Source organism: Marinomonas ostreistagni (assembly GCF_016888445.1).
Taxonomy (GTDB): domain Bacteria; phylum Pseudomonadota; class Gammaproteobacteria; order Pseudomonadales; family Marinomonadaceae; genus Marinomonas; species Marinomonas ostreistagni.
The window spans coordinates 276,126-302,006 of record NZ_JAFEKF010000001.1 but is presented as its reverse complement, the minus strand read 5'-3'; the positions used below and the strand labels follow the sequence as shown (position 1 = coordinate 302,006).

The following is a 25,881-nucleotide window of genomic DNA, read 5'->3' as shown; positions in this document are numbered from 1 at the left end:
ATTGCTCTAAACAGAAAATCATTTATTGAACTGAAACTAATTTCCAGTCATCGCCCTCAGCGACCAACTGAAAATCAAAATTTGATGCGTCAGCACTGCCGTCCAACTGCTCTAATACACGGTAGCCTTCGTTACGCAAAGCCTGTACTCGCTGCCAAAGAACATCATTCTTTGCAGCCACAGGCGCCAATACACTAGGCTTCTGGGCAACCGCCACATCCACCATCGATACCAGTGTTTTTACATCGGTACTAAAACCCGTTGCCGGACGCGAACGACCAAATACTTCACCGATGTAATCATAACGGCCGCCACGAGCAACTGCGTTACCGTGACCAGGTACGTAGGCAGCAAACACCAACCCTGTGTGATAGCTGTATGACTCAAGGTCAGACATATCAAAATGCAAACCTACAGACTCGAAGCGAGATGATACAACATCTACCACTGCTCGAATTTGCGCCAGTGCGTCAGATACAGATTGGCTCACGCCTGCCAGTTCACGCTCAGCTAACGATAGGGCTTCAACACCACCACACAAACGCGGCAATACGGACAACCAATGCTTCGCTTGATCATCGATATCCGACTTAGCCAAGAAGGCTTCAAGCTCTGGCAAGCCCTTCGCTTTGTATAACAGCGCTAATTTGGCTTCTTGCTCTTGCGTCAAATTTGACGCCGCCATGACACCGCGTACCACATCAATATGGCCCACGTCTAAGACCAGCTTTTTAAGTCCAGCACAGGTGAGGGTCTCAAGCATCAGTGACAAAATTTCTAAGTCACTTTCAATGGTGCTATGACCGTACAGCTCAGCGCCCAATTGAATTGGACTACGTGTACCATCTAGCCCTGCAGGCGTAGTGCGTAGCACGCTACCGCAGTAACTTAAGCGCTGCACGCCTTCATTCTTAAGACAATGCGCATCGATGCGAGCAACCTGAGAAGTGAAATCTGCACGAATCCCCATTAAGCGCCCAGATAGCTGATCAATCACCTTGAAGGTTTCAATTTCAAGATCTGAACCAGCCCCAATCAATAGGGAATCTAGGTATTCAAGTAGTGGCGGAATTACCAACTGGTAACCCCAACTTTCGTGTAGATTAAGCAGTGTTCGTCTTAGGTGTTCAATTTTGGCAGCCTGCTGAGGCAAGGCTTCATCTACACCATCGGGTAGCAACCAGCGATCTGCTAGCGTCATTAAACTGTATCCTCTTAGCTTCGGGTCAGTCATAGGAGTATTAATCCAAGAAACATACTCACCGCCCCAAGCGCTCGCAAACGAGTGTTTGAACTTGCGATGGCTTTACCGCACTCTGCCTTGAAACGGACAGTGTGATGGGCAATCCCCGGTCGACTTTCAAAAGCGAACTGAAGCCGATACGAAGTGAATGCAACAATTCCTGCACGGACTCACTATATTTTGACCATTAAAAAACCGGGCTTGACCCGGTTTTTGTGATTCTAGCATGAATTAATGGCTGACTTACAGGCATATCCTGAATAAGTCAGCCAAAAACCAAGCCTTTAATTTGTTTGCTTGAAGTACTTGAAGAACTCGCCTTCTGGATCAAGTACAAACATGTCGCCATTACCCGAGAAGCTCTCACGGTAGGCTTGTAAGCTGCGGTAAAAATCAAAGAACTCTGGGTCCTGTTGATAAACTTCAGCGTAAACAGCCGCCGCTTGCGCATCACCGTCACCGCGAATCATCTCAGCGTCACGCTGTGCTTCCGCCTCAAGAACGACACGCTGACGGTCGGCATCGGCACGAATACCTTCGGCTAGCTCAAGACCTTTCGAACGGTGCTCACGGGCTTCACGCTCACGCTCAGTACGCATACGCTGATAAACCGACTCACTGACATCTGGTGGCAGATCAATACGCTTAACGCGGATATCAACAATCGTAATACCCAGCTCGTTCTTAGCAACAGTATCAATACGATCACGCAATTCCGTCATCAGCTCTTCACGCTCACCAGATACCACTTCGTGCATGGTTCGCTCACCAAACTGGTTACGAAGACCTGTATCCACACGTGATGATAAGACACGGTTCGCTACAAACTCATCACCCGAGGTTGATTGATAAAAGCGTGACACATCCGCAATTTTCCATTTCACGTAAGAGTCGACAATCACTGCCTTCTTCTCAAGTGTCAGGTAACGCTGTGGACGCGAATCCATGGTTAGAATACGCGCATCGAACTTTTTCACTTCGTTCATGATCGGCAGTTTAAAATGCAAGCCAGGCTGCACATCATCTTGCACAATCTCACCGAACTTAAGCACGACAGCACGCTCGGTTTCTTTGACGACATATAACGTCTGCGAGGCGATCAAAATACCTGCAAGAACGATAAAAATAATCGCAAATGATAGGTTTCTCATTAGTTTCTCCCCTCACGAACCGAATTCGCTGATTGACGCTTACGAATCTCAGCAATCACCTGGTCTGTTAAATTGCTTACAGACGAGGAAGACCCAAGCTGACTCAATTCAGAATCCGCCTTACGCTGTTTCATTAGTTGGTCCAGTGGTAGGTACATCATGTTGTTGCCACCCTCTGCATCGATCATCACTTTATTAACATCTTTATAGATGCTTTCAAGCGTCTCTAGGTACAGACGGCGTTTCGTCACTTCTGGCGCTTTCACGTATTCTTGATATAAGCGATCAAAACGATCGGCTTGACCTTGAGCACGGGCAACCACTTCTGAGCGGTAAGCTTCTGCTTCCTCACGAATACGTTGTGCACGACCACGCGCCTCAGGAATGATACCGTTGGCGTAAGACTCAGCCTCGTTACGCACACGCTGCTCATCCTCTTTTGCCTTGATGACATCATCAAATGCTTCTTGCACTTGGTTAGGCGCTTGAGTGTTCTCAACGTTTACTTTCGAGATCAAAAGGCCTGTGCCGTAATCATTGATGTAAGACTGCAGACGCTGTTTCACATCGGCTGCCAGCACTTCACGACCCTCGGTCAGGATCTGATCCATTTCAGTCGTACCAACCACGTGACGCAATGAACTTTCCACCGCTTGCGCGAGGGATTCTTCCGGCGAGCGAACATTTAGTACAAAGTTACGTGGATCTTCGATCGAGTATTGCACAGAGACACTAACGTCGACGATTGCCTCATCTACCGTCAGCATCAGTGCTTGGTGATCATGTGAACGGACTTTGGTCACGTTAACTGTGGTCACAGAGTCCACCAGTGGTGGATTCCAGTGCAGACCTGGCATCACAATATCGTGGAACTTACCCAGGCGAAGCACGACACCGCGCTCTTGCTGATCGACTTGGTAAATACCAGATGCCACCCATAGAGCCACCAAGCCAACCAAGATAATGCCAACTAAGCCACCGCTAAATTTACCGCCAAGACCTGGGCCACCAGAATTATTGGAGCCACCGCCGCCATTGCGTTTTTTCTTAACGCCGAGCATGTCCATTAATTTGCCGAAGGCCTCATCAAGATCTGGTGGCGCTTGATCCTTACCACCTTTTTGACCTTGACGTCCCCATGGATCGTTATTGGGTTCTTGGTCACGACCGCCATTGCTGTTACGGTTTTTGTCCGTATTCCAAGGGTCGTTGTCGTTATTACCCGGTTCATTCCAGGCCATACTACATCTCCACTTATTGTAATGATAATCCGGTGATTTAGGCTGCCTGAATTTGCTCTTCAGACATACCAACTCTGGCAAGGATCTGTAAATAATCCTTGCGCGGCAAGCATAGCTCTAGCACGGATTGCCCTGACTCGTCATAAGATTCACCTTTGACACCACCCTGTTCAAACAGCATCGCTCGTAAGCGACCTTGAGTCGCGGGCAGCACAATCGTTTCTTTGACAATTTCATCGGACAATAATTCCGCAATGGCCTGCTCTAGCAATTCTATGCCAGTTCCTTCACGTGCAGACACCCAAACGCGAACAGGGTTCCCCTGCTCATCCCTATCAATGCGAGCTTCGCCGGTGGGCATAGCATCTATTTTGTTGAACACTCGTAGTGTTGGAATTTCGTTGGCGCCGATTTCTTCTAGCACCTCTTCCACATCAGAGATATTTTCATCGCGATTTACATCCGCCGCATCCACTACGTGAAGTAGCAAATTCGCTTCTGCTGACTCTTTAAGGGTCGCCTGAAAGGCCTTTACCAAACGGTGCGGCAGCTTACGAATAAAACCTACGGTATCCGCTAGTACAACCGTGCCGACTTGTTCAATATCCAGACGACGCAAGGTCGGATCCAAGGTTGCAAACAACTGGTCTGCGGCATATACATCGGCACCAGTCGCCTGATTAAACAGGGTCGATTTACCCGCATTGGTATAGCCTACCAATGAGATCGTTGGCACATCTGAGCGTGAACGAGCACGACGGCTCTGGTCGCGTTGGGAGTTTACTTTTTCAAGACGTTTTTGGATCGCTTTGATTCGCTCACGTAGCAAGCGTCGGTCGGTTTCCAGCTGAGTTTCACCTGGACCTCGCATACCGATGCCGCCTTTTTGACGCTCAAGGTGGGTCCAACCTCGAATCAATCGAGTAGACATGTGTTGGAGTTGCGCCAGCTCGACCTGCAATTTACCTTCGTGGGTACGAGCACGCTGAGCGAAGATATCCAAGATCAAACCCGTGCGGTCTAGCACTCGGCATTTGAGCTCGGCCTCAAGGTTACGCTCTTGAGAAGGCGATAAGGCATGGTCAAAAAGCACGACTTGGGCTTCTTCACGATGCACTAAATCTTTGATTTCTTGTAACTTACCAGTGCCGACAAAAAACTTGGAATCAGGTTTTTGTCGCGACCCTGTTACCACGGCAACAGGGTCTGCACCAGCAGAGATAGCGAGTTCTACGAACTCTTCTGGCCCATGATTATCGGCTTGATCATGAAAATCGATATGAACCAGGACAGCAATTTCACCACTTTCAGGGCGTTCGAAAAACAAGTTATATAACCTCTCATTTGTCCTGTATGGACAAATTTATTCTGCTGAGTCTTCCGCCTGATCAGGAGACGGCAGACGAATCGTACGAGAAGGAACAACTGTCGAGATCGCGTGCTTGTAAACCATTTGGCTTACAGTGTTTTTCAACAAAATCACGAACTGATCAAATGACTCGATTTGTCCCTGTAATTTAATACCGTTCACAAGAAAGATTGACACAGGCACTCTCTCTTTGCGTAGAACGTTTAAGTAAGGGTCTTGTAGTGACTGCCCTTTTGACATCGGTTTCTCCTTAAGCAAGCAAACATATAATTAAAATATTGGCAAAACAATACTATAGATAATACACCAAATCTTTCTTGATTTCCCCTTTATATAATCCTGCTTTCAAGGTATTTCAAGGTTTGTCCTAAAAGATCGGACTGCAAACTATCAAAAATCGCCAAATCTTCCCAGCCGCGCAGCCAAGTATGCTGCCTTTTTGCCAATTGACGCGTCGCGACGATGCCTTTAAATACGGCATCTTCTAGTGTGTCTTCGCCTTCCAAGTATTGCCATAACTGGCGATATCCCACGCAGCGTACAGATGGCATATCGATACTCAAATCACCACGCTGATGCAAGGCTTTCACTTCTTCTAGAAATCCTTGCGCCATCATCTGCTCAAAACGCGCTTCGATGCGCTTGTGCAAGGTGGTGCGATCCTCTGGCATCACGGCAATATTAACCAAATCAAATGGCAGCTCTTGCGCATCTTGTTCCGCCCAAAGCTGAGTCATGGACTTACCCGTAAGACGAAAAACCTCAATGGCGCGCTGTAGTCGCTGAGGGTCATTAGGACTAATACGTTCTGCTGAGACCGGGTCAACGCGTTTTAGTTCCTCATGCAGACTTACCAAGCCCTGCTCGGCAATCTGCTCGGCCAACTGAGCTCGAAGTTCTGGATTTGCCGCGGGCATTGGCGCCAAGCCTTTCTGCAACGCATTGAAATACATCATGGTACCGCCCACTAACAGTGGCTTCTTACCTTGGGCAATAATATCGGCTACCTCGACCTGCACATCGCGGACAAAGTCGGCGGCAGAATAGCTCTCACTAGGGTCAATAATATCGATCAAGCGATGTGGCGCTTGCGCAAGCGTAGCGGCATCAGGCTTAGCGGTACCGATATCCATACCCTTGTAGACCAACGCCGAATCAACGCTAATAATGTCATAGCCATGCTGACTGGCAAGCTCAACAGCAAGCCCGGTTTTACCCGATGCAGTTGGCCCCATAAGACACACAATTTTTGGCTTCGACATTGGATTAACGACCTCGTAAAAATAATTTATCTAAATCTTGCATGGACAACTGCGTCCACGTCGGACGACCGTGATTGCACTGGCCGCTACGTTCGGTAATCTCCATATCACGCAACAAACTGTTCATTTCAGCAATGGTAAGCTTACGATTAGCACGCACAGAGCCATGACATGCCATGGTCGCCATCAGCTCATTGGCACGGGCCTGTAGCAAATCACTCGCGCCATTAACATTTAAATCGCTGACCACATCTCGCACTAGGCTTTCAACATCACCATTGATCAAAATAACCGGCACTTCACGCACCATGACACTTTCTGGCCCCGAGCGCTCCAATCGAAAACCAAACTGCGTAAATACCTCACTGCTGTCCTCAACAAGATCTGCCTCCGCCTGAGAAATGGCCACATTAATCGGCACTAAAAGCGGCTGCGAGGCGACATTTTTGGCATAGAAAGCGGCTTTCATACGCTCATAAACAATACGCTCATGTGCAGCATGCATGTCGACAATGATCATCCCGCTAGCAGTTTCCGAGAGAATATAGATACCGTGCAACTGCGCTACCGCATAACCAAGCGGCGGCGTCACCGCATCACTTGGTAAAGGCTCGCGCACACGCCCGGTCCCCGTCTCTGACTGTGGCACCACCTCAGCAACGCCCGAGTGTTCCCCGTTGTCTTGGGCTACATAATTTTTAATTTCGCCGGTTTCAGGGTCGACCTCTTGGGCCCCGAAAGAGCGCGCAAAATCGGTCATTTGTGACATCACGCCCAATTGCCCAGCAACTTGACCTGGTGCAATTGATTCACGCTGTGGTGCTACACCGCCTGCCGCACTCATCCAGCTGGTATCACGTGCGGCACCTGGATGACCCAATCCTAGATTTTCCTGTTCACGCATTTGCTCAGGCTGCGCGGTTTGAGAAGATACGTGCGCTTGAATTGGATTTTCGGCGCTACCAGAGCCTTGAGCTTCTGGACGTACATCGGCCAAGACTTTATGAATACGACTAAACAAGAAATCGTGCACTAAACGCCCGTCACGAAAACGCACTTCATGTTTGGTAGGATGGACGTTGACATCGACCGTACCTGGATCAAGCTCTAGATACAGCACAAAGGTGGGGTGGCGACCATTATATAAAACGTCACGGTAAGCTTGTCGCACTGCATGCGCCACTAGCTTATCGCGCACCACACGACCATTAACGAAGAAGTATTGCAGATCCGCCTGCGAGCGAGAAAAGGTTGGCAAACCAATCCAACCCCATAAGCGTAAACCAGCTGCCTCGACATCAATCGTCAGAGCGTTCTCGATAAACTTTTTACCCAGCAGGTTGGCCAAGCGGTGCTCAGCATGCAACTGATTCATCACCGGACGCAGATCATACACTTGCTTGCCATTGTGATTGAGACGAAAGCCCACATCATAGCGGCTCAGCGCCAAACGCTTGACTACTTCCTCTAAGTGATTGAACTCGGTTTTCTCAGTGCGTAAAAACTTACGACGTGCAGGCGTGTTAAAAAATAAGTCGCGCGCCTCGATAGTCGTGCCTTGGGGGTGCGACGCTGGGCGCACATTAGTGGCCATATCCTTGCCTTCCGCCTCAACACGCCACGCTTCTTCCTGCCCGGCGGCGCAGGAGGTAAGATGCATGCGCGAGACCGAACTGATACTGGCTAATGCTTCCCCACGAAAACCAAGGGTTGATACCGCCTCAAGATCGTCTAAGGTGACTATTTTGCTGGTTGCGTGTCGACTTAAGGCCAGCGGCAGATCTTCTTTATCTATGCCGCTACCATTGTCACGAATCTTGATACTGCGCACACCGCCCTGCTCGACATCGATATCTAGCTGAGTCGCCCCCGCATCAAGACTGTTTTCAAGCAACTCCTTCACTACCGATGCGGGTCGCTCAACCACCTCACCCGCAGCAATTTGGTTGGCTAGGCGAGGCGATAGTAAATTAATTCTAGACATGCATATCCTTCTAAAAGCGTCGCTAACTAGCTTGCAGGAATGGACAGCTTTTGCCCAATCCAAATAACATCATTTTTGAGGGTGTTGGCCGAACGCAAGGCATCCAATGTAACATTGTTACGACGCGCAATATCTGACAGCGTATCCCCTTTAGACACCGTATAGGTTGAACCACCGCGTTGATTCTGCTGCCAAGCGATAAAGGTGCCATCTGGTGGGTTAGCGGTAAAAAAGTCCTCCACACCTTTGGCAATCGAGGCTGCCAAACGCACACGATAAGCACGGCTGCCTAAGTTTTTCGCCTCAGTAGCATTAGATACAAAGCCTGTTTCCACCAAAATAGAAGGAATATCCGGCGATTTCAGCACCACAAAACCGGCTTGTTGTACCGAGTTTTTGTGCAATACCGCCACGCGGCGCATGTTGCCTAATACCTTACTGCCAATATCCAAACTCATTTGAATCGTCGAGTTCATCGACATATCGAGCAACACTTCGGCCAACAGCTGATCTTTATCATCCAACGAGATACCACCGACTAAATCGGTTTCCTTCTCTTGCTGCGCAAGCCAACGACCCATTTCTGAGGTTTTACCGCTTAGAGAAAGCGCCCACACCGAGGCACCTCGAGCAGAAGGTTTGGTAAACGCGTCGGCGTGCACCGAGATCAATAAGTCCGCATTGGCTTCACGCGCAATTCGAGAACGCTCACGCAGCTGGAGGTACTCATCCGTCGAGCGCGTCATCACCGCTTTGATACCAGGCGTAGCATTTAAACGATCGGCCAACTCACGGCCAATTGATAAGACAATATCTTTCTCACGCACCTTGAATTGCCCCAAGGCACCTGGATCTTTGCCCCCATGACCTGGGTCGATCACCACCACGATGTCGCGCTTGCCATTGGAAATGGACGCTAGGCTTTTGATCACATTGGTAGAGCTTTGGCTAGCGCCATACTCCAGTTCCACCATGATACGCGGACCATACTCCCCCGACGCTGCCAACACCGTCGACTTAGCTTTCACTTTTTGCGACAGATCTAAGACAAAGCGCAGTCCATTATTGCGCTTAGCATAACGCACACGCATCAAGGCATCCGAGGACAACGCTTTGAGATCGTTGACCACTGACTGGGAAATATCAGCATCACTGACATCAAGCACCACTCGGTCCGGATTGCTTAACGGGAACATTCGATGCTCGGCGGCACCGCTTAACTCAAAAACCAAACGCGTCGAGCCACTTTGCGTGCCAACACGAATGTCTTTTACCTGAGCAGCGTGCACTACCGAAGACAACGTCAAAATTAGTACTGGCAACAGCCAATTAATTGAAAAGATTTTTTTATACATATCAGACAGCTAGCAAGTATATGGAAACACTATAACGGTTGCTGCCGGCGATCTCAATCAAACTGCCATCCAGACAAAAAAGGAGGCTTGCGCCTCCTGCTCGAATGGTTAATTGGCAAGCCGTTCAGAGATCGCCGCAAGCGTTTCGACCCCATAGGGTGTTTTCGGTTCAATGGCGATCGCGCGGCCGTGGCGCACTAGACTCAGATGCACCACTAAATCAGGACGTGGCAACACGCCTTCTCCCATTTCAGCCCATTCTACTAAGCATAAAGCACCGTCTTTAAAATAATCACGAATCCCCATGTATTCCAGTTCTTCCGCATCAGAGATACGATACAGATCAAAGTGATACACTTCAGCATCGGCTAATTCATAAGGCTCAACAATGGTATAGGTTGGGCTTTTTACCGGCCCTTGATAACCTAAACCACGTAATACACCTCGTACCAAGGTGGTTTTGCCCATGCCCAGATTACCTTCTAACGACACCACACCACCATTTTTAAGCGCTGCAGCAAGCTGTTCACCAAACAGCTCCATTGCCTCTTCGCCAAATACTTCACGTTCCAACATATACAACCTACTCACTTCTCTACACACACCCGTGTGCGCCGTTTCATTCTAAATAATTCAATAGCTGGTATGGCTGCATGGTAACCATACCAAGGTCATTTGCGCATTGTTGTGCCGCTTTATTATGCCATGCCGCCCCTATCACCGCCGCTGCAAAAGCCTCTTTGTAATACGCCAAACAAGCCCCTACTACCCCACTCAGCACATCACCTGAGCCGCCTTTAGCCAATCCTGGGCAAGGCTGCCCAGCGATGACCACTTGCCCCGACACATCAGCAATCACACTCGTGGCGCCTTTTAAAATAACCACCGCTTGATAGCGCCGGGCGAGTTGCTTAGCCGCCTCAGTGAGGTTCTCTAAAACGGCCTGCACAGATTGCTCCAATAACATGGCCGCTTCACCAGGATGCGGCGTAATAATCAAGTTTGCAGCGCCAATGGGCTGCTGCTTTAACCAGTACAGACCATCCGCATCGACCACCAACCATTGCGCTTTCACCTTTTGTAGCGCCAGCCATTGATCTTCTGACCATTTACTGCGTCCAAGCCCTGGTCCAGCCACTACAACCGAATCTTGCCCGCGCAAAGTTTGCTCAAGATCTATATCAGCATCTGTGTGACACATTACATTGGGATTACGCACTAAAGACGCCGTCAGATGACTAGGCTGCGTCAATAAAGCTACTGTGCCAGCGCCAGCTTTGCCCGCCGCCTCACTGGCCATGATTGCAGCACCTCCCATTCCCATATCGCCACCTAACACCAGCACATGGCCGTAGCTGCCTTTATGTGAATTGGCAAAGCGCTCACAAGGAAGTAAGGTGTCTAGCGCTGAAGGGGCCAAGCGGTATGCTTGGGGCGCATCAGCCAAGTCAACAGCTTGTAAAGTTTCGATGACAACCTGATGACAACACACAGCGCCATCACGCAAATGATGACCGACTTTATCTGCGATAAAACTGACCACCAAGTCTGCCTTAATGGCCTGCTCGCCAGCACCAGAGTGAAGCTCAAGACCACTGGGACAATCCACACTCACAAGCTCAGCACCCGCCTTACCTAAAGCGTTCATAACCTCAATAGCTTCGGCGTACAGAGCACTCAGCGGCGGCTTAAAACCTATCCCTAATAACGCATCAACAATCACCCCAGCCGATTCATCAGCTAAGCTTTCGGGCGCACACCACAGCACGTTAGGCTGTTGATCAAGCAAATCCATGGCCTGCTTGGCATCGCCTTGTCGCGCACTGGAAGCAAAATCATAGAGCCGAACCGCAACACCTTCTTGAGCCGCCAAGTACGCCACAATTAGACCATCTCCACCATTATTGCCGCCACCGACTACAATCGCTAGCTGCTGAAGATCTGGCGAGCGCTTAAGGATATGCTGCCACAGCGCATGGCCGGCACGTTGCATCATAGCAAAGCTTTCACCTTCTTGAGCAAAGCTTGCTTGCTCACGGCGCCGGATAGCCGCTATATCAAACAATGGCTGCAAATAGCGCTTGGGGATGCTCGGCAACATAACATAACTCCTTTTAATGGCAGACACGTTAAAACAAAAACGCTAGAGCCAGCGACGCTTAATCGTCCAAGCCAAACATGGTTTTACGATAATGTTTTAACTCTTCAATCGACTCAATAATATCGTCTAACGCTAGATGTGCTCCGGACTTTTCAAACCCCTCCAGAGCTTCTGGCTTCCAGCGCTTCGCCAACTCCTTAACCGTACTGACATCTAGGTAACGGTAATGAAAAAACGCCTCAAGCTTAGGCATATAGCGGTACAGGAAGCGACGATCTTGGCCCACGCTGTTACCGCAAATTGGCGACTTGCCAGCTGGCACAAACTGCTCCAAGAAAGCAATGGTTTGCGCTTCGGCATCGGCCATGGAAATCTCTGAAGTCAGCACACGCTCAGTCAAGCCAGATTGACCATGATGTGTTGTACACCATTCGTCCATCGCATCCATAGTGGCTTTTGACTGATGGATGGCCAAATTAGGACCTTTACCCAAGACATTGAGATCCTTATCAGTGACGATCGTGGCAATCTCAATAATCGTATCTGTCTCAGGCTCTAAGCCGGTCATTTCTAGGTCAATCCAGATCAAATTGTCTTCGCTGTAACTCATAACACCTAATCCTGTATTTTAATTGCTAGCCATTATACTCTATGCGTTTAAATTAACGACCCATGTGAGCTCATGTCGAAACGAAAGCTGACCAAACAACAAGCCTGGCGCATTGAACGCATCCACAAGGAACGCATGGAGCGCACGCAAAAGCGCGCAGATAAAGCCGAAGAAGCCCTGCAGTCCTCAGACTTAGGACCTGAAACGGAAGGTATCATCATCTCCCACTTTGGCACCCAAGTAGAAGTGGAAGGCACGCTTGCGCCCCATATTGGCGTTAGCACCCGCTGTAATATGCGCGCCAACCTTGGCCAGCTAGTCACAGGGGACAAAGTTGTCTGGCGCCCCAAACATACCGAAGGTGGTGTTGTGGTGGCGAGAGCGGATCGCGACACTTTGCTGCAACGCCCTGATATGCACGGCCGACTCAAACCTGTGGCCGCCAACATAGATTACATTGTGGTGGTGATCGCTGCCGAACCTGTGCCCCACGCCAACCTGATTGACCGCTACCTAGTCGCTGCCGAAACCGTCGATATTCCGCCCGTCATTCTATTAAACAAGTGTGACCTAATTGATGATGCCAACCGCGCCGAACTGGAAAGCTTGCTGCAAACCTACATTGATTTGGGCTACTCGGTGATTCGCACCTCCGCCAAAGACGATCAAGGTATGGCTGAACTACACGACTTTCTAGCCGATCGTATTAGTGTGTTTGTTGGCCAATCGGGGGTCGGTAAATCCTCTTTGATCGGCACCTTACTGCCAGGCATTGAAATCAGTGTTGGCGAACTGTCACAGAAGCGCAAAAAAGGCACCCATACCACGACCACAGCGCGTTTATTCCACATGCCTACCGGCGGTGATTTAATCGACTCCCCTGGGATTCGTGAGTTTGGCCTCTGGCACATCAGTGAAGAAGAACTATTGGAAGGTTTTATCGAGTTTCGCCCCCATCTAGGCTACTGCAAGTTCCGCGACTGCAGTCACGAACAAGAGCCTGGCTGCGCCATTCGCGAAGCACTTGAGAAAGGCGACATCTCAGCGCATCGCTTTGAGAGCTTCCTGCGCATTCGCCAGTCTATTCGCGACAATGACGCCTTTTAAAATACATCCGCTGGGGTTATGTCGGGATCAAGCTCTACTTGCTCGCCGCCATAACGTCGGCGACTTTGTAACAACATGCGCTTATAAGCCTCATCGGTCAGCAGCATAATCGATACTCGGCGATTCTCTGCACTATCCGGCTCAAGACGATTATAAGGCACGGTATCTGCCAGCCCTGTCACTTGTGCAATACGCCGAGTTGCAACTCCGCCCTCGATCAAAGCGCGCTTAGCCGCATTGGCACGCGCACTCGAAAGATCCCAGTTATCCATATAGCCCGCACCAGTGAACACCGATGAATCCGTATGTCCGGTAATCGCTAAAGGATTCTGAACCCTTGATAAAACGGACCCCATCGACAATAAAGTATTTTCCATGTCCGGTATTAAGCGCGCACTGCCCCGCTCAAACATTGGATTATCAGGATCGTCGATCAGCGTAATACGCACCCCATCAGGCGTAATCTCAATGCGCATATTTTGCTGCTGTGAATTGATACGATCAATGCTCTGGAACTGCTCTACCAGCAGGTTATTCATATCTTCAAGCTCATCGCCTTTACGACCTTGCCCTTGCTCGTCGGCATCCTGTGGTGTGGGAGTGCTGCCAGGTTCTGGCAGATCCATATCCAGCTTGCGCTCAGCGCTCATGGCTGGACTGCCCCCTAAATCAATGGGCTGATTACTGTAACCTGCCGTCGACATGCCCATAGGGTCATTGAAGTAGCCTTCGATCGCCGCCAATTCTTCAGGCGAAGAGACATTAATGATCCAGAGCACCAAAAAAAACGCCATCATCGCCAAAGCAAAATCCGCTAAGGCAATTTTCCAGGCACCACCGTGGTGGCCACCCTTTTTGACTTTTTTAACGCGACGGATAACTGGATCGTAATTATTCACAAACGCCCCTTAGCGAAATTGCTTCACAAGGTCAGAAAGCTCTAAGAAGCTAGGACGAAGATGTGATGGCAACATTTTTCGGCCCGCCTCCACAGCAATCGCTGGCGGATGGCCTGAGGCCATGGCACTTAAGCAAGACTTAACACATAAATACGCTTGTAAATGTTGCTCACCCAAGCGCTCCATATGCGCCGAAGACGGCCCCACAAAACCATAGGCAAAAAACACCCCAAGAAACGTACCGACCAAGGCCGCGGCAACGTGATAACCAATTTCTTCCATCGGCCCGCCAATCGAGCCCATAGTAATAACGATCCCCAAAACTGCCGCTACGATACCAAAGCCAGGCAAAGCTTCAGCAACGCGATTCACGGCATGACCAGGGGCCACTAACTCTTCCGCAATCAATTCAAGTTCAGAATCAAGCATGGCTTCTAATTCGTGCGCTGGAAGGCCAGTGATAGTGTAAACACGGTAATTATCAGTAAAAAATTCAACTAATTCGTGATCACGCAAGACATCGGGAAAGCGCGCAAACAGCTCACTTTCAAAAGGAGCTTCTACGTCTTGTTCAATCGCCAAAAAACCTTCTTGGCGACTGCGCTGAAATAGGGAGTAAATACAGGTAAGCAATTGGATATAGAACGCCTGATTATGGCGACTACCCAGAAACATCTGCGGAATCAGTTTAAACACGCGTTTTTGCAACGACAGCGGATTAGCCACCAAGAAAGCACCAAAGGCTGCACCACAAATAATTAACACTTCAAATGGCTGCCATAGCGCCAGCAGCTCACCATGGGCTGCCAAATAGCCCGTCACGGTACTGATGATAACGACCAGCATGCCCGCTAATACAAACATAATTCATTCCTAATTTTCGACGGTGTATTCTCGCAAAAGAATATACAGTATGATTGCTAAATCCATGCAAATATAACTGGCACGCAAATGAACTTTTAACCGCTGCCTTGGCCTTAAATGTAACGAGCTATGAACAATAAGTCACCCTTTGGTCTAAATGAATGGTTACTTTATCTGCAAGATCGTAAGTTTCCAGCTGGCTCCGAAAGCATTGCCAAGCTGACCAAGCAGATAAAAACACCAGATGAAACCTTGGATCGGATGCAAAAAAACATTGCCTCTGAGCCGATGCTCGCGTTCGCCATTTTGAATCAAGCCAACACCATTGTTGAATACAAGCGCAACGACATTAAGAGCCCTTTGCATGCAGCCTCAATGATTGGCATGAAGGGTATCGGCCAGTCTCTGAGCAAGCTTGATAGCTACACACCTTCCTCGAAAAACAAAGCACATATAAGTTTTTTGCGTGAAATTCAAATCAGCTACGAAGCCGCCGCCATGGCCAGACGCTGGGCGATTGATAAGAAAATCAGCCACACTGAAGATGTCTTTTGGTTAACCTTCTTTCGTGACGCGGTGCGCTGGCTGTTGTGGTATCACGCTTGCGATGCCATGGAGCAGATCACACAACGCTTACGTCGCGGTGATAGCCCTATCAAAACAGAAATGGAATTGCTTGGTTGTCGTATCGATGAGTTAAGCGTGGCATTGTTCAAATACTGGAAAGTGCCCAACATCATCATTGATTCTTTCTTAACTGACCAAGTGCCCACTGCGGAAGAGTTGCAAAGTATCGCACGCTTAACGCACACGCCCGATCAATTGCCAGGTTTTGCTGAAGATAAGCGCATAACCATCCTCATGAACAGCCCATTGATTTTGGCCTACTGCGCCACTCGCGTCGCGCAAGAAGCCAACGTAATGGGCTGGGCCAGCAAACAGCTGCCATTTTTTTACCGCGTCATCGCAGCGATTCTTCATATCCGCCTAGGCGATGCAATACAGTTGACTCACTATGCCTGTGTGGAAGCCGCACAAGATGCACGCTACTCAGCCAAACCGAGCTTGGCCGCACAACTGCTTTCACCTATGCTCTACACTCGCCCGAGCGAATCCGGCGCGGGTAACCTTGCTAAAAAAGTCAAAAGCGACCCATTAACCGCTTTGCAGAAACAACTAGAGCACACCCAAGAACCTAAACCTCGCGCAAGTTTGGCCATGAAAGCCATGCTGCGACTATTTGCTACGGCTAGCCAACAGATTTTGATCCTCAAACATGATCAAGCCACTAATAAACTCAGCCCAATGCTGCAGTACGGTTTAGACTTAGAACTGATCAAAAAAGTCCAGTGGAATACCCCCTCAAGCGTGATCAACAAACTCATTAGCAAGCGTGTGGCCGTGCATTTCAACGACAGCAAATTAAGCACTATGTTTGAACAAATGCCAGCAGGATCTAAGTCTTTATTTGCTTCTGGCCAACATTTATTTTTAGCCTCAGCTCCAGTCACCGACACCGAAACCTACATTTATTGGCTGATCGGAAATGAAGCACTGGATGGCAAACAATTCGATCTTTTCAAGCGCATCATTAAACTCGCCGATTAATATTTTCAGAATTAGGACCCAACGTGACCAAAGATAAACTATTTGCCCTACTGCAACATATGACGCCACAACACGCCTTGTCGCGCCTAATCGGACGCGTTGCAGAATGCACTAATCCACTGGTAAAGCGCGCCTTTATCGGCCCGTTTGTCAAAAAATACCAAGTCGACATGTCGCAAGCGGTGAACTCAGACCCGTTCAGCTACCGCAACTTTAACGACTTCTTTACTCGCGCTATCAAGCCAGAACTTCGCCCAATTGCTTCAGGCGAACACACTATTGCCTGCCCTGCTGACGGCGCCATTAGCCAACTTGGCGATATCGAGTACGGCACCATCTACCAAGCAAAAGGTCATCGCTACAGCTTAACTGAATTGCTAGGTGGCGATGCTGAGCTATCAAACCTATTTTTGGACGGCAAATTTGCCACGGTGTATCTATCCCCTAAAGATTACCATCGTGTGCACATGCCGATTGATGGCAAGCTAATTAAGACTATTCACGTACCTGGAAAGCTGTTTTCGGTAAACAAAGTCACGGCGGAACAAATCCCTAACGTGTTTGCTCGTAACGAGCGGACGGTGTGTATTTTTGAGACAGCGGTTGGCCCGATGGCGGTTATTTTGGTCGGCGCTATGATCGTGGCCAGTATCGAAACGGTCTGGACTGGACAAGTCACACCGTTTAGCAAACAAGTGCAAACGTGGGACTATGAAAAGCTTGCAAACATCACGCTGAAAAAAGGCGAAGAAATGGGCCGTTTCAAACTTGGCTCCACCGCTATCGTGCTGTTTGGCAAAGATGCTGCGAACTGGGAAAGCCACCTACGTGCAGAAACGCCAACCCAAATGGGCATGGCTTTTGGTCAAATCACCCCTTAATAAAAAAGGCCCATTGCGCTCAGCAATGGGCCTTTTAATCCAATACGGCCGAGCATTTAGCCCATTAAATGCTCGCGCTCAGAAAATTTGCACAGCACTTGGTAAAGCTTAAAGGCATCTTCGCTGCCGGCCAGCTCACGAATAGAGTGCATGGCGAACGTCGGCAAACCAATATCCAAGGTCGCCACCCCAATTTCGCTTGAAGTAATCGGACCAATGGTGCTGCCACAAGCCATATCACTACGCACCACAAACGTTTGCACCGCAAGACCCAACTCAGCCGCGATATCTTTGTACACCGCCGTCGTTTCACTATTGGTTGCATAACGCTGGTTATTGTTCACCTTGATCACCGCTCCTTGGTTGATCTGTGGAGCATGCAACTGATCATGCTTTGCGGCATAGTTTGGATGAAGGGCATGAGCATTATCGGCCGAAATCAGCATAGAACGCTGAACCGTCTGCGTGTATTGCTCAGGGTTCGGCACTAAACGGCGCAGCACGTCTTCTAGGAAAGGGCCGTTGGCACCACAAGCAGATTGGCTGCCCACTTCTTCATGATCGGTACAAATCAGCAGTGATGGCTGTGTCGCTTTAGCATCAAGCTGTGCTTGCAAGCCTACATAGCAACTTAACAAATTATCCAAGCGCGACGCCGAAATGTACTCTTGATGCAAACCGGTCAAAGCCGCTTTTTGCACATCGTATAGGCTCAGCTCAAAGCTCAGCACCGCAGCCACATTAAAATCTGGATGTTGACGCTGTACTTGCTCAATCAACCATGCTTCTAATTCGAAATCTTTATCTGAACCACATAAAATCGGCAGAATTTCTTCTTGCGGGTTAACCTTAAAACCTTCGCTATTAACGCCACGATTCAAATGAATCGCCAAGTTAGGAATCACAGCGATAGGATCTTTAAAGTCAATTAAACAGCTTTTAAGTGAGCCTTGAGCAGTTTTAACGGTCACTCGCCCGGCAATAGAGAGATCACGATCAAACCAAGTATGAACCAATACCCCGCCATACAACTCTACTCCAAGCTGATGATGACCAAAGCGATCTACGTGGGCATTGGGCTTAAGTTTCGGGCATGGACTATCGGTGTGTGCACCTACCATACGAAAACCACGATGGGCAAAATCTAATGTCGGCGCAGTAAAGGCAATAATGGAAGAATCATTACGTGTCACATAATACTTACCACCTTCGCTGATGACCCACTCATCTTGTTCATTAAGAACCTGATAACCAGCAGCATTGAGCTGGCGTTTCATGGTTTCAACAGCATGAAACGGTGTTGGGGAATCATCAAGAAATGACAATAATGATTGATTAAAGCTGGCTTGATTCATAATTTCCTGCTAAGTCAATGATATAAAAAAACGACTTTTTCACAACTGGACTGGTCTTGTCGGTACTAGTCTAATATGATTTTAGGTCAACGTAGACAAAACTGTTTAAAGGAACCAATTGCGGATGTTTTATAAACGCCTCTTGTTAAGTTTGCTACCCAGTATCGCATTAGCTAGCGGTTCCGTTTCGGCGTATGAAAAACTTGAACCCCCTCATGACTATGATCAGGTCGCACAAGAAATCGTCGCGACACTTGAGAACGTTCACTATAACAAAACCCTCATCGACGATCGAATTTCCGAGCAAGCGTTTGAAAACTACTTGGACTCGCTAGACCCTTCACGTAGCTTTTTCCTAAAAGCCGATATCGAAGCGCTTAAACGCTATCAAAACGACTTTGATGACGCCCTGCGTGATGGCGACACTCAAGTAGCTTACGACATCTATAACCTGTATCGAGAGCGTGCGGAAGCGCGTATCGAAAAAGTACTAGCTCGCGTGCCCGAAATGGTCAAAGGTTTCGACTATACGGTCGATGAATCTCTTAATATCGACCCAGATGCCCTTGAATGGTCTAGCACTGAAGCGCAGCTTGATGAATATTGGCGTAAACGCATTAAAAACCGTGCCCTGACCCTCAAGCTCAACGATGAGCCGCAAGAAGAAATCATTGCTGCGATTGAGCGTCGTTACAACAACCAGCTGCGTCAAATCGAGCAAACCAATGCTGTGGATGTGTTCCAAAGCTTTGCCAACTCCGTAACAGCAGCCTTAGACCCGCACACGAACTACTTTGCGCCGCGCGCTTCAGAAGCGTTCAACATCAATATGAGCCTATCACTTGAAGGTATTGGTGCTGTGCTACAGATGGAAGACGATTACACCAAGGTGGTGCGTTTGATTCCTGGTGGCCCGGCGGAAGCGCAGAACGAACTGGCACCAAATGACCGTATCATTGCGGTCGGCCAAAAAGACGAGCCTATGGTGGATGTCATTGGCATGCGTTTGGACGACGTGGTCGATATGATCCGAGGCGAGCGTGGCACAGATGTCATTCTTGAAGTCATCCCGGCTAAGAGCAGCACCCAAAACAGTAAAAAGATCACCATCACCCGTGAAAAAGTGAAGCTTGAAGACCAATCAGCACAGAAGAAAATTGTTGAAGTTGAGCGTGGCGGTGAAACCTTCAAAGTGGGTGTGATTGAGTTACCGACCTTCTACTCGGATTTTGCCGCCATCCAGCGTGGCGATAAAGACTACAAAAGCTCGACCCGTGATACCAAGAAACTGATTGAAGAACTGCAACAAGAAGACATCACCGGCCTGATTCTTGACCTGCGCAACAATGGCGGTGGCTCACTACAAGAAGCCAACTCGCTGACAGGACTCTTTATCCCTGGCGGCCCAGTGGTACAAATTCGTGATGCGTCTGGTCGCGTCAGTATCTTGGGAGACCAAGATCGTGGTGTTACCTACAGTGGCCCCATGGCTGTGATGGTCAACCGCATGAGTGCATCCGCTTCGGAAATCGTTGCTGGTGCTCTTAAGGACTATGGTCGCGCCATCGTAGTCGGCGATCAAACCTTCGGTAAAGGCACGGTGCAAGTACTACAGGAAGTAGATCAAGGCCAGCTTAAGATCACCCAGGCTAAGTTCTATCGTGTCTCTGGTGAAAGTACCCAGCATAAGGGCGTGATGCCAGACATCAACTTCCCTTCGCTGATTGATACTGAAAGCGTCGGTGAAAGCGCACTCGAGAATCCGCTGCCATGGGATCACATCCATGAAACGCGCTACCCTGTGTACTGGAATTTTGAAGAGTACATTGACCAACTGACTAGCTTACACGACACCCGTATCAAGCAAGACGCTAACTTTGTCGCGCTCGAGGATCAAATTGCTGAAGCCAAACGACAGGCAGAGCATTTTAAATCCATCTCCCTTAACGAGATGACCCGAGAGCAGCAACGTGAAGACAACGAAGCCAAAGATTTAGCGCGTGAGAATACTCGTCGCAAAGCCCTAGATTTGCCGACGCTAGAGTCTGTTGAGGACATCGAAGAGCCAGAGCAAGACGCCTACGCCCATGAAGCGGCCGAAGTGTTATTGGACTTCATTTCTCTATACCAACAGAATCAGTAAGCCCATAAAGCTGGGAAAAGAGATTTTCCCAGCTTTACACCCCTAAAATTAACTCAATCACCACACCTTTCACGACAAAGGCTAGCATTCCAAGGCCCAAACCGCCGATAATAACGCATGTGCCCAAACGACCGGCATTTGACTTACGAGCTAAGTCCCACATGATGAACAACATAAATAGGCAAAAGCCACTTAACAGCACTGTCATCATCAGGGATTCAAATTCTTCTATTTCCATTAAAACCTACAATTAAGATTTAAAATTCAACGTTATGGCTAAAGCTTCTTCTGACCGCAATACGATCGACCTTTTTGGCACAGTTCGCGGCCGCCCTCGTACTCATCCCTTACCTCGCAAAGATCAGCTCAAAGCCAATAAGCGTGTACAAAGAGAAAAGGAAAAAAACCTCGGAATGAAACGTCTCGAACTGACAGTGGACGAGGATACCGTAAAGAAGCTGGATCAGCTATGTGATATGTCAGGCATTAAACGTGCAGACTGGCTCACCATGCAAGTCGCGCTGGCTTATAACAAAGCCAAGATTACAGCAAAAGACTCCTAGGATCCTCTCAACCTCATGGCCAAGCTGTACTACTATTATTCGGCAATGAATGCAGGCAAATCCACCACTCTGCTGCAGTCTGCTTACAACTACCAAGAGCGCGGCATGCAAACTCTTTTGCTGACCGCGGCCCTTGATGATCGTTATCAACAAGGCACCATTACATCGCGCATTGGCATCAGCGCCAATGCCGAGCTTTTTACTGCCAATACTGAGCTGCTGCAACTGGTGCAGGCACAACACGGCCAGCAGCCTATTGGGTGCGTACTGGTCGATGAAGCGCAGTTTTTAACACAACAGCAGGTGTATCAGCTGTCAGAAGTGGTCGATCGTTTGCATATTCCAGTGCTGGCATTTGGCATTCGCACAGACTTCAAAGGGGAATTATTTCCTGGCAGTCAAGCCCTGCTAGCATGGGCCGATAAGCTCATCGAGCTAAAAACCATCTGTCATTGCGGCAGTAAAGCCAACATGGTGATTCGTGTAGATGCGGATGGCCATGCCATTAAAGAAGGTACACAAGTTGAGATTGGCGGCAATGATCGCTACGTCTCTGTGTGCCGCAAACATTTTAAAGCGGCGATTAAGGATTAAGGTATGTGGTTTAAAAATTTACAGATTTTCCAGCTTAAAGACACGGAAACGTTCAGCAGCAATGAGTTAATCAGCAAGCTACCTGAGTACCCTCTAAGGGACTGTGGCTCGCAAGAAGAATTCACCTTTGGCTGGCTGCCACTCATTCGTAACAGCGAGCAATGGAGCGTTGCGACCAATCACTGCTTATTGATCCGCGCTGGCAAAGAAGAAAAAGTCCTACCTACCGCTGTCGTGCGTGAAGAACTTGAAACTAAGGTAGCTGAAATCGAGTTGGTCGAAGGGCGCAAAGTGGGCCGTAAAGAAAAAGCCGACATGAAAGAAGAGTTGGTGTTTACATTACGTCCGCGTGCATTTTCGAAACGCTCTGATATCTGGGCTTACATCGACCTAAAAGCCAAACTACTGGTCTTAAACAGCACCAACGCTGGCATGACCGAGCAGCTATTCAAACTGTTGCAAACCACCTTGGGCAGCTTCCCAATGGTGCCGCTGCAAGCGCAAGTATCACCCGCATCACTGATGACTGATTGGCTCATGAAAAATGAGCTACCCGCGAGCCTCGAAAGTGGCGATGAGTGCGAAATTCAAGACAACTCGGAAGATCGTGCCAAGATCCGTTTTAAGTCATTGGAGCCACTTTCTGAGGATGTCACACGCCACCTAGAACAAGGCATGACCGTCAAAAACCTAGCTCTACGCTGGACCGACAAGATGTCATTTGTGCTAAATGATGACCTTACCTTGAAAAAAGTAAAATTCGACGACACCCTTAAAGAGTCTGCATTTAACGATTCACAAGGCGGCGACTTATCCGATATGGATGCTAACTTTGCCCTCATGTCTTTAACCGTACGCGAGTTCTTTGAATCTTACCAACAGTGGTTTGAAATCGCTGACGACTAAGACTTTTCCACAGTTTAGGTGGATAACACTGGGGAGAACAGCGGCGACGCCAGAGAACCTCTGGCAAAGCTGGTTAACGCCCCTTTTTTGCAACACTCTGACACGATAGTTTTTCACAGTTAGGCTCACTCGGAACACTCAAACATGTCAAACTTGAAACAAGAAACGCAAATAGCTCAACGAGTTACCGTAGTCGGTGCAATTTGGGATGCGCTACTCGGGGTTTTGAAAATCATCGCTGGCCTCTTCTCACAATCCCAAGCGCTGGTGGCGGATGGTATCCACTCATTATCGGACTTAGTCACCGATGTATTTGTCTATATTGCTTCAAGTAATGCCCGCCAAGCGCCTGATCAAAAACACCCCTACGGCCACCTACGCTTTGAAACGCTAACGACAGTAATTTTAGGCGTCGTACTGATCGTGGTGGCGACCGGCATTGTGTTTGAAGCGTTTAATGCCGACACACAACCAGTGGCTACTTGGTATGGCGTGGCGGCGGTGATCCTGACACTGATTGTTAAAGAAGCTATTTTCCATTACACCCATCGCGCCGGCAAACAAATCGGCAGTAAACTCTTGATCGCTAACGCTTGGCACAGCCGCAGCGACGCCTTGTCGTCTGTGGCGGTACTGGCAGGTTTAGTCGGGGTCTATTTTGGCTACGCTTGGGCTGACCAAGTCGCTTCTGTGATTGTCGGTATTTTGATCGGTAAAATCGCCGTTGAGATGATCTGGGAGAATTTAGCAGAGCTGGTGGACACCTCTCCAGACCCTAAAACTATTGAGCACATTAAAGCCACAGCAGATCAGCTTAAACATGTAATGGCGCCACACGATGTACGTGCCCGCTCCATGGCCGGCAAGATTTTCTTAGATATGCACATTCACGTGCCCGCTCATGCCACCGTCAGTGAAGGGCATTACTTGAGTGATCTTGTGGTTTACACCATCAAACAGGCACATCCCAATGTGCAAGATGTCATGGTGCATGTAGATACAGACGATCATATCCAATCAGATACTCAGGCTGACAGCCATCAAGGCAAACCGCCAGCGTTGAAGTTACCCGCACGAGATCAAGTGCTGGCTGATCTTGGCTTTATGCTGCGCAGTCACCGTGAGTACTTGGATCTTGACGCTACGCAGCTACACTATCTCGATCGTACGCTCTACATTCACTTAATTGCCAAGGCCAAATTGGCGCCGTCCCAAGACTATGAGCGCCTATCCCAAAGCATCCTCATGGACATGCAAAATATCCCTTACGGCACCGATCCTAAGGTACGTTGGGAGTTCGATTAATCTTCTGTGTCATCTTCATCTTCTGGGAGCGAGAGCTGTTTATTGGTTTTCGCTCCCATTAGCCGCAAGCGTTCAGCTCGGCTCATTAAGTTACCACGCCCTACCGAGAGTTTTTTCATCGCTTGTTCATGACTGCGTGACAGCGCATCAATACGTCCGCCAATGTCATCCATGTCGCTAACAAACCCGGCAAATTTGTCATACATAGCACCTGCTTGACGGGCAATTTCGATGGCATTTTGGCTTTGTTTTTCATTACGCCAAATGTTTTGTACGGTACGTAAAGTCGCCAATAAATTGGATGGACCGGTGATGATAATGTTGTGTTCAAACGCCTCGGTGAACAAGCCATTTTCAGCTTGTAGCGCTAGCCCATAAGCCGCTTCGATCGGGATAAACATGATGACAAAATCAAGCGACTCGACGCCCTTGAGATCATGGTAATTTTTACCACTCAACTCTTTCATGTGGCGGCGAATCGCCTCTAGATGCTGACGCAGTGCCTGCTGTTTCGTCTGCTCATCCTCTGCTTCGACATAGGCAAGATAGCTAACCAACACCATCTTAGAGTCGATAATGATTTGCTTGTTGTCTGGCAGATGCACAATGACATCCGGCTGATACCGTTTACCTTCTTCGTTGTTTAATGACACCTGAACATCATATTCACGGCCCTTTTCCAGACCAGAGCGCTCCAGAATACGCTCTAAAATTACCTCGCCCCAGCCACCTTGGACTTTATTTTGGCCTTTAAGTGCTTGCGTCAAACTCACCGCATCGTCGCTAATGCGCTGATTTAACTGCTGTAAATTTTTAATCTCACGCACCAATGAAAAACGCTCTCGAGCTTCTTGATCGTAGCTTTTTTCGACGCGCTGCTGAAATTGCTGTATTTGCTGGCCAAGCGGTGATAACAACGCGCTTAACTGGCGCTCATTTTCAGTGGCGAGACGGGCGCCCTGCTGCTGCATAACTTCTTGAGCGAGCTGCTTAAATTGGGCTTCATTTTGACGCTGTTGTTGCTCTAAAAACTGCTCTTTTTGCTGCCAAATCTCTTGGGCAGAGGCAAATTGTTGCTCTAAGGTTAGAGCTTCTTTTTCCAGCTGGTGCACCTCTTGCTGAGTGTACTCAAGCTGCTGACGTAGGGTTTGGATCTGCTGCACAGAATTTTCATGCTCTACCTGCCACTTATGGCGGATTCTCTGTACAATAGCCCCCGCAATGGCGGTCGCGACAGCAACACCAATCACACATCCCAAAGCAATCCACACAGATTGTTGAAGCCAGTCTGTCATTTATCTAACCCGCCACTTTACTATTTAAAAAGTACTACATTGAAA

Annotated in this window: 24 protein-coding genes; 8 read left to right on the top strand and 16 right to left on the bottom strand. The window is 48.7% G+C overall.

Annotated features, from left to right (window positions below; translation table 11 throughout):
* Positions 1-22: 22 nt before the first annotated feature.
* From JQX58_RS01340 to orn, 11 genes are all read right to left on the bottom strand, one after another.
* A complete protein-coding gene (locus tag JQX58_RS01340) occupies positions 23-1,201 on the bottom strand; it encodes an ATP phosphoribosyltransferase regulatory subunit (RefSeq protein WP_204145032.1) in 1,179 nt (392 codons plus the stop codon).
* Positions 1,202-1,527: 326 nt separating this feature from the next.
* Positions 1,528-2,394: a protease modulator HflC gene (gene hflC / locus JQX58_RS01335; RefSeq protein ID WP_204145031.1), complete on the bottom strand. Its 867-nt coding sequence runs from the start codon at positions 2,392-2,394 to the stop codon at positions 1,528-1,530.
* Positions 2,394-3,635, bottom strand: a complete 1,242-nt coding sequence (hflK, locus tag JQX58_RS01330) for an FtsH protease activity modulator HflK (RefSeq protein ID WP_204145030.1) — start codon at positions 3,633-3,635, stop codon at positions 2,394-2,396. The genes hflC and hflK overlap by 1 nt, the downstream gene beginning before the upstream one ends.
* Positions 3,636-3,672: 37 nt before the next feature.
* Positions 3,673-4,962, bottom strand: coding sequence for a ribosome rescue GTPase HflX (hflX, locus tag JQX58_RS01325; protein WP_204145029.1), 1,290 nt, complete (start codon positions 4,960-4,962; stop codon positions 3,673-3,675).
* A 36-nt stretch (positions 4,963-4,998) separates the two neighbouring features.
* Positions 4,999-5,244, bottom strand: coding sequence for an RNA chaperone Hfq (hfq, locus tag JQX58_RS01320; RefSeq protein WP_204145028.1), 246 nt, complete (start codon positions 5,242-5,244; stop codon positions 4,999-5,001).
* Positions 5,245-5,333: 89 nt separating this feature from the next.
* Positions 5,334-6,266 carry a tRNA (adenosine(37)-N6)-dimethylallyltransferase MiaA gene (gene miaA / locus JQX58_RS01315; RefSeq protein ID WP_204145027.1) on the bottom strand — a complete coding sequence of 311 codons (933 nt, stop codon included), beginning with the start codon at positions 6,264-6,266 and terminating at the stop codon, positions 5,334-5,336.
* A gap of 4 nt (positions 6,267-6,270) precedes the next feature.
* On the bottom strand, positions 6,271-8,250 hold the full coding sequence (mutL, locus tag JQX58_RS01310; RefSeq protein ID WP_204145026.1) for a DNA mismatch repair endonuclease MutL: 1,980 nt from the start codon (positions 8,248-8,250) through the stop codon (positions 6,271-6,273).
* A gap of 26 nt (positions 8,251-8,276) precedes the next feature.
* The gene (locus JQX58_RS01305) at positions 8,277-9,605 is read right to left on the bottom strand and encodes an N-acetylmuramoyl-L-alanine amidase (RefSeq protein WP_204145025.1); all 1,329 of its coding nucleotides are present in this window, start codon (positions 9,603-9,605) and stop codon (positions 8,277-8,279) included.
* 108 nt (positions 9,606-9,713) lie between these two features.
* On the bottom strand, positions 9,714-10,181 hold the full coding sequence (gene tsaE, locus JQX58_RS01300) for a tRNA (adenosine(37)-N6)-threonylcarbamoyltransferase complex ATPase subunit type 1 TsaE (protein WP_204145024.1): 468 nt from the start codon (positions 10,179-10,181) through the stop codon (positions 9,714-9,716).
* A 43-nt stretch (positions 10,182-10,224) separates the two neighbouring features.
* Positions 10,225-11,706: an NAD(P)H-hydrate dehydratase gene (locus tag JQX58_RS01295; RefSeq protein WP_204145023.1), complete on the bottom strand. Its 1,482-nt coding sequence runs from the start codon at positions 11,704-11,706 to the stop codon at positions 10,225-10,227.
* 58 nt (positions 11,707-11,764) lie between these two features.
* Positions 11,765-12,316: an oligoribonuclease gene (gene orn / locus JQX58_RS01290; protein WP_204145022.1), complete on the bottom strand. Its 552-nt coding sequence runs from the start codon at positions 12,314-12,316 to the stop codon at positions 11,765-11,767.
* A 72-nt stretch (positions 12,317-12,388) separates the two neighbouring features.
* On the opposite strand from orn, the gene rsgA reads away from it, so the two are divergent.
* Complete coding sequence (gene rsgA, locus JQX58_RS01285) at positions 12,389-13,423, top strand: small ribosomal subunit biogenesis GTPase RsgA (protein WP_204145021.1); 1,035 nt, start codon at positions 12,389-12,391, stop codon at positions 13,421-13,423.
* Here the strand turns inward: rsgA and JQX58_RS15510 are convergent.
* Together JQX58_RS15510 and motA are read right to left on the bottom strand one after the other, a co-directional pair.
* A complete protein-coding gene (locus JQX58_RS15510) occupies positions 13,420-14,322 on the bottom strand; it encodes a flagellar motor protein MotB (protein ID WP_204145020.1) in 903 nt (300 codons plus the stop codon). The two genes, rsgA and JQX58_RS15510, sit on opposite strands and share 4 nt — an antisense overlap.
* 9 nt (positions 14,323-14,331) lie before the next feature.
* Positions 14,332-15,186 carry a flagellar motor stator protein MotA gene (motA, locus tag JQX58_RS01275; RefSeq protein ID WP_204145019.1) on the bottom strand — a complete coding sequence of 285 codons (855 nt, stop codon included), beginning with the start codon at positions 15,184-15,186 and terminating at the stop codon, positions 14,332-14,334.
* A 129-nt stretch (positions 15,187-15,315) separates the two neighbouring features.
* Here motA and JQX58_RS01270 point away from each other — a divergent pair, with 129 nt between their 5' ends.
* Together JQX58_RS01270 and asd are read left to right on the top strand one after the other, a co-directional pair.
* Positions 15,316-16,794, top strand: a complete 1,479-nt coding sequence (locus JQX58_RS01270; protein WP_204145018.1) for an HDOD domain-containing protein — start codon at positions 15,316-15,318, stop codon at positions 16,792-16,794.
* A gap of 23 nt (positions 16,795-16,817) precedes the next feature.
* Positions 16,818-17,675 (top strand): archaetidylserine decarboxylase, encoded by an 858-nt coding sequence (gene asd, locus JQX58_RS01265; RefSeq protein ID WP_204145017.1) that lies wholly within the window; start codon positions 16,818-16,820, stop codon positions 17,673-17,675.
* Between the two features lie 56 nt (positions 17,676-17,731).
* Here asd and JQX58_RS01260 read toward each other — a convergent pair whose 3' ends face one another.
* Complete coding sequence (locus tag JQX58_RS01260; protein WP_204145016.1) at positions 17,732-19,030, bottom strand: M18 family aminopeptidase; 1,299 nt, start codon at positions 19,028-19,030, stop codon at positions 17,732-17,734.
* 124 nt (positions 19,031-19,154) lie between these two features.
* Between JQX58_RS01260 and JQX58_RS01255 the strand changes: the two genes are divergently transcribed.
* Entirely contained in the window at positions 19,155-21,173 is a 2,019-nt protein-coding gene (locus JQX58_RS01255; protein WP_204145015.1) for a carboxy terminal-processing peptidase, read from the top strand.
* Positions 21,174-21,207: 34 nt separating this feature from the next.
* Here the strand turns inward: JQX58_RS01255 and JQX58_RS01250 are convergent, their stop codons facing one another.
* A complete protein-coding gene (locus JQX58_RS01250; protein ID WP_204145014.1) occupies positions 21,208-21,411 on the bottom strand; it encodes a DUF2788 domain-containing protein in 204 nt (67 codons plus the stop codon).
* 34 nt (positions 21,412-21,445) lie between these two features.
* Between JQX58_RS01250 and ybfE the strand changes: the two genes are divergently transcribed.
* The 4 genes from ybfE to JQX58_RS01230 all read left to right on the top strand — a co-directional run bounded on the left by ybfE (position 21,446) and on the right by JQX58_RS01230 (position 24,541).
* Positions 21,446-21,736, top strand: coding sequence for a LexA regulated protein (ybfE, locus tag JQX58_RS01245; protein ID WP_204145013.1), 291 nt, complete (start codon positions 21,446-21,448; stop codon positions 21,734-21,736).
* A 15-nt stretch (positions 21,737-21,751) separates the two neighbouring features.
* Positions 21,752-22,330, top strand: coding sequence for a thymidine kinase (locus JQX58_RS01240; protein ID WP_204145012.1), 579 nt, complete (start codon positions 21,752-21,754; stop codon positions 22,328-22,330).
* Between the two features lie 3 nt (positions 22,331-22,333).
* Positions 22,334-23,236 (top strand): recombination-associated protein RdgC, encoded by a 903-nt coding sequence (locus JQX58_RS01235; RefSeq protein WP_204145011.1) that lies wholly within the window; start codon positions 22,334-22,336, stop codon positions 23,234-23,236.
* Between the two features lie 144 nt (positions 23,237-23,380).
* Positions 23,381-24,541: a cation diffusion facilitator family transporter gene (locus tag JQX58_RS01230; RefSeq protein ID WP_204145010.1), complete on the top strand. Its 1,161-nt coding sequence runs from the start codon at positions 23,381-23,383 to the stop codon at positions 24,539-24,541.
* Here JQX58_RS01230 and JQX58_RS01225 read toward each other — a convergent pair.
* Positions 24,538-25,836, bottom strand: a complete 1,299-nt coding sequence (locus JQX58_RS01225) for a DNA recombination protein RmuC (protein WP_204145009.1) — start codon at positions 25,834-25,836, stop codon at positions 24,538-24,540. The genes JQX58_RS01230 and JQX58_RS01225 overlap by 4 nt on opposite strands.
* Positions 25,837-25,881: the final 45 nt, after the last annotated feature.

Coding starts and splice junctions, on each gene's coding strand:
- JQX58_RS01295 (WP_204145023.1), bottom strand. CDS start 11,706: ATGTTGCCGAGCATCCCCAAGCGCTATTTGCAGCCATTGTTTGATATA.
- JQX58_RS01305 (WP_204145025.1), bottom strand. CDS start 9,605: ATGTATAAAAAAATCTTTTCAATTAATTGGCTGTTGCCAGTACTAATT.
- JQX58_RS01250 (WP_204145014.1), bottom strand. CDS start 21,411: ATGGAAATAGAAGAATTTGAATCCCTGATGATGACAGTGCTGTTAAGT.
- hflC (WP_204145031.1), bottom strand. CDS start 2,394: ATGAGAAACCTATCATTTGCGATTATTTTTATCGTTCTTGCAGGTATT.
- tsaE (WP_204145024.1), bottom strand. CDS start 10,181: ATGTTGGAACGTGAAGTATTTGGCGAAGAGGCAATGGAGCTGTTTGGT.
- mutL (WP_204145026.1), bottom strand. CDS start 8,250: ATGTCTAGAATTAATTTACTATCGCCTCGCCTAGCCAACCAAATTGCT.
- hflK (WP_204145030.1), bottom strand. CDS start 3,635: ATGGCCTGGAATGAACCGGGTAATAACGACAACGACCCTTGGAATACG.
- hfq (WP_204145028.1), bottom strand. CDS start 5,244: ATGTCAAAAGGGCAGTCACTACAAGACCCTTACTTAAACGTTCTACGC.
- JQX58_RS01240 (WP_204145012.1), top strand. CDS start 21,752: ATGGCCAAGCTGTACTACTATTATTCGGCAATGAATGCAGGCAAATCC.
- JQX58_RS01270 (WP_204145018.1), top strand. CDS start 15,316: ATGAACAATAAGTCACCCTTTGGTCTAAATGAATGGTTACTTTATCTG.
- rsgA (WP_204145021.1), top strand. CDS start 12,389: ATGTCGAAACGAAAGCTGACCAAACAACAAGCCTGGCGCATTGAACGC.
- JQX58_RS01340 (WP_204145032.1), bottom strand. CDS start 1,201: ATGACGCTAGCAGATCGCTGGTTGCTACCCGATGGTGTAGATGAAGCC.
- JQX58_RS01225 (WP_204145009.1), bottom strand. CDS start 25,836: ATGACAGACTGGCTTCAACAATCTGTGTGGATTGCTTTGGGATGTGTG.
- JQX58_RS01255 (WP_204145015.1), top strand. CDS start 19,155: ATGTTTTATAAACGCCTCTTGTTAAGTTTGCTACCCAGTATCGCATTA.
- ybfE (WP_204145013.1), top strand. CDS start 21,446: ATGGCTAAAGCTTCTTCTGACCGCAATACGATCGACCTTTTTGGCACA.
- JQX58_RS01260 (WP_204145016.1), bottom strand. CDS start 19,030: ATGAATCAAGCCAGCTTTAATCAATCATTATTGTCATTTCTTGATGAT.
- orn (WP_204145022.1), bottom strand. CDS start 12,316: ATGAGTTACAGCGAAGACAATTTGATCTGGATTGACCTAGAAATGACC.
- motA (WP_204145019.1), bottom strand. CDS start 15,186: ATGTTTGTATTAGCGGGCATGCTGGTCGTTATCATCAGTACCGTGACG.
- miaA (WP_204145027.1), bottom strand. CDS start 6,266: ATGTCGAAGCCAAAAATTGTGTGTCTTATGGGGCCAACTGCATCGGGT.
- JQX58_RS01230 (WP_204145010.1), top strand. CDS start 23,381: ATGTCAAACTTGAAACAAGAAACGCAAATAGCTCAACGAGTTACCGTA.
- JQX58_RS01235 (WP_204145011.1), top strand. CDS start 22,334: ATGTGGTTTAAAAATTTACAGATTTTCCAGCTTAAAGACACGGAAACG.